Annotated in this window: 4 protein-coding genes; 2 read left to right on the top strand and 2 right to left on the bottom strand. The window is 73.4% G+C overall.

What is annotated here, in order from left to right:
• Both pfkB and E1295_RS47650 read right to left on the bottom strand, forming a co-directional pair.
• Window positions 1–1000 (bottom strand): 1-phosphofructokinase (gene pfkB, locus E1295_RS47655; RefSeq protein WP_132641949.1); only part of this gene is annotated, 1000 nt, incomplete at its 3' end.
• Window positions 997–1758, bottom strand: coding sequence for a DeoR/GlpR family DNA-binding transcription regulator (locus tag E1295_RS47650; protein WP_132333537.1), 762 nt, complete (start codon window positions 1756–1758; stop codon window positions 997–999). The genes E1295_RS47650 and pfkB, both read right to left, overlap by 4 nt.
• Window positions 1759–1859: 101 nt before the next feature.
• Between E1295_RS47650 and E1295_RS47645 the strand changes: the two genes are divergently transcribed.
• Both E1295_RS47645 and E1295_RS47640 read left to right on the top strand, forming a co-directional pair.
• A complete protein-coding gene (locus tag E1295_RS47645; protein WP_181958159.1) occupies window positions 1860–2726 on the top strand; it encodes a D-alanyl-D-alanine carboxypeptidase family protein in 867 nt (288 codons plus the stop codon).
• A 129-nt stretch (window positions 2727–2855) separates the two neighbouring features.
• Window positions 2856–3371 (top strand): hypothetical protein, encoded by a 516-nt coding sequence (locus E1295_RS47640; RefSeq protein WP_132641947.1) that lies wholly within the window; start codon window positions 2856–2858, stop codon window positions 3369–3371.
• The last annotated feature ends 7 nt before the right edge of the window (window positions 3372–3378 follow it).

The following is a 3378-nucleotide window of genomic DNA, read 5'->3' as shown; positions in this document are numbered from 1 at the left end:
CGTCCTCGTACGCCACGAGCAGGGCGCCGGTCAGGCCGCCGAGGGCTACGCGGAGGGGACGGGCCGGGTCGGGGGCTCCGACGGTGACGTCGCCGGGATCGAGCCCGGCCATGTCGGCGGGGCCGGGCATCCGGCTGCCGGGCATGCGTACCGCCGCGGCACCCCAGGCCAGCGCCTGGGCCAGCGCGCCGGGGCCGCGCCCGCCGCCGGCGAGGAACCCGGCCAGCATGGCGTCGCCCGCGCCGACGGAGCTGCGCGGCTCGGTGACGGGGGCCTCGCCGTACCAGGTGCCGTCCGGCTCGACGAGCACGGCGCCGTCGGCGCCCAGGCTGGCCAGCACCGCCCGCGCGCCCGCCGCGCGCAGCTTGGCCGCCGCCTCCACGACGTCGCCCACGCAGCGGATGGGCATGCCGGTGGCGGCCGACAACTCCTCGGCGTTCGGCTTCACCAGGGCGGGCGCCGCGCCGAGCGCGCGCGACAGCGCCGGGCCGCTGGTGTCGACCGCCACGTGGATGCCCGCCCCGGCGAACCTGCGGCACAACGTCGCGTACACGTCGGCGGGGACCTCGGGCGGAAGGCTGCCCGACGCGACCACCCAGTCGGCCCCCTGGACGCCGGAGTGCGCGGCCTCCAGCACGGCGTCGGCGATCGTGTCGAGCTCGTCCTGCGCGAGTGCCGTGCCCGGTTCGTTGATCTTCGTGACGGTGCCGTCGGGCTCGGCGAGGGTGACGTTCGACCTGGTGGGGCCCGCGACGGGGACGGTGATCATGTCGAGCCCCTCCGCGGCGAGCAGCCGTACGAGCTGCCTGCCCTCGTCGCCGCCGAACGGCACCACCGCGCGCGAGGCGACCGCGTTGGCCAGCAGGGCGCGCGAGACGTTCACGCCCTTGCCGCCGGGGTCGAGGTGGGCGGCGGCGGCGCGGATGACCGCGCCCCTGTCGAGGGCGGCGATCTCGATCGTGCGGTCGAGGCTGGGGTTGAGCGTCAGGGTGAGGATCACGCCCGGATCACCTCCGGGCCCGCCGCCGCCAGGTCGGCGGCCAGCGCGACGTCCAGGCCCGTGTCGGTGATCAGCACGTCGATCTCGCTCAGCTCGGCGAACGTGGCCAGGTAGGTGTTGGTGAACTTCGTGTGGTCGGCCAGCAGGACGCTGCGCTGCGCGGCCTTGACCATGGCCCGCTTGATCGCCGCCTCCGCCGGGTCGGGCGTGGTCAGCCCCCTGCTCAGGGAGCAGCCGTTGGTCGCCATGAACGCCACGTCGACGTTGAGGTGGGCCAGCGGGCGCAGCGCCCAGTCGTCGACCGTGGCCAGCGTCTTGCCGCGCAGCCGGCCGCCCAGCATGATCACGTGCAGGTTGGCGCGGGCCGCCAGGGCGGTGGCCAGCGGCGGCGAGTTCACCACCACGGTGAGCTCCCGGTCGGCGGGCAGCACCTGGACCAGCCGTCCCGTGGTGGTGCCCGCGTCGATGATCACCGAACCGTCGTCGGGGAGCTCGGCGAGCGCCGCCTTGGCGATGCGCTCCTTCTCGCCCGTCATCACCTCGTCACGGGTGGCCAGCGCGGGCTCGAACCCCAGCCGTTCCACGGGGATCGCGCCCCCGTGAACCCGGCGCAGCACACCCGCCCGCTCCAGCGACGTCAGGTCGCGGCGGATCGTCTCGGTGGTGACGTCGAGCTCGGCGGCCAGCGTCACCACGTCGACACGGCCCGCGGACCGCGCTCTCCGCAGGATCTCCTGCTGCCGCTCCTCGGCGTACATGATGTTGATTCACCGCCGTTTCGGGTTGGTTTCATCTGTGTTTATACCCGTTTATATGTGCGGTCAAGGGCATACGGGCGGAATCTGGTAGTTGTAGGCACGTGCGAATCAAGCCCCTTGCCGCCGTGCCCGTCGTCCTCGCCGCCGCGCTCGGCGCCGTCCCCGCGCACGCGGAGTCGGCCAAGCCGCCCACCGTCCCCGCCGGCACCACTGCCGCATGGCTGGTCTTCGACCGGCAGGCGGGCAAGTTCGTGGCCACCCGCAACGCGCACAGGAAGTACCGCTCGGCCTCCATCGTCAAGATCCTGATCGCGATCGACTACCTGGAACGGCGCAAGAACGTCCCCGCCGCCGACGCCAAGCTGCTCAGGACCATGCTGCGGGCCAGCGACGACGACGCGGCCTCGACGTTCTGGGAGCGCGGAGGCCAAGGAAAGATCATCATCAGGACGGCCCGCAAGCTCGGCCTGGCCGACACCACGCCGCCGCCCGCCTCCAAGCCCGGCTTCTGGGGCTACGTCTCGCTCAGCGCGTACGACATCGTGCGCACCTACCGCTACCTGTTCGACCGGGCCGACCCCAAGGTCAGGGACCTGATCCTCGGGCACCTGCGCAAGGCCACGCCGTGCGGGGCCGACGGCTTCGACCAGACCTTCGGCATCCCGGACGCGATCCCCCGGCCGTGGGCGGTCAAGCAGGGCTGGTCGGGGTTCGGCACCACGCCGCCCAGCCGGTGCAAGGAGGCCAAGGCCATCGGCGCGCCCATCTCGTGGGTGGCGCAGCGGGCCACCGGCTCGGGCGTGCCCGACTACGGCCGCCCGGTGCTGCACACGACCGGCCTGGCCGGCCAGGGCGACCGGTACGTCATGGCCGTGCTCACCGCGCATCCGGTGGGCGGCACGTGGAGCGGCTCCGTCAAGCGCATCACCAAGCTGACCCGCGACCTCTACCGCAGCGTCGCCGGCTGACACCCCCGTTCCCGGCGGCCGTTCTCCGTTCCCGGTTCCCCGGTTCCCCGCTCCCCGGCGGCCGGGAGGGCGTCACCGGCTGCGGTCGGTGTTGCCTCGCGGGGCGGGCAGGCCGGTAGAGTCGGCCCGATGACGAAGCATGCGATCACCCCGCAGGCCGGCATACTCGGAGACACGTTCGGCTGCGCCTGCGGCGTGGCCCTGGCCGGCCGGATGCCGGCCGAGCTCCACGCCGCCGAGAACGGACTGTGCTCGGCGTGCCTCGGATCGGCTGAGGAGGAACTGGCGGCCGGGATGACGCGCGGGTGCCCGTCGTGCGCCGGCACCGGCCGCCGTAGGGAGCAGGTCACCTGGCAGCTGGCCCACGCCGAGGCCGAGCACCTGATCACGATGACCATCGTGCGGGGCATCGTGGCGGGCTTCGACGGGCCGTTCCACCTGTCGGAGATCGCCGACACGGTCAGGACCGGGCTCGGGCTGACGGCCGGGCGGCTGCCCGTCGGGCCGCGGGTGCGCGACCTGCTGCTGCAACTGCAGGCCGCGGGTGAGATCACCATGTTGTCGGCGCCCGACGAGCTCATCGGCACCGAGATGGTCCTCTACCGCGACCCCCAGTGGCAGCGCGCCAGAACCCTCGGCATCTAACCCCACC

Origin of the sequence: Nonomuraea mesophila (assembly GCF_004352805.1) — a bacterium.
Lineage (GTDB): Bacteria > Actinomycetota > Actinomycetes > Streptosporangiales > Streptosporangiaceae > Nonomuraea > Nonomuraea longispora.
This window is presented reverse-complemented; position numbering and strand designations above follow the sequence as displayed.

Excerpts from the sequence above, each read along its gene's own strand:
- E1295_RS47650 (WP_132333537.1), bottom strand. The coding sequence starts at position 1,758 with ATGTACGCCGAGGAGCGGCAGCAGGAGATCCTGCGGAGAGCGCGGTCC.
- E1295_RS47640 (WP_132641947.1), top strand. The coding sequence starts at position 2,856 with ATGACGAAGCATGCGATCACCCCGCAGGCCGGCATACTCGGAGACACG.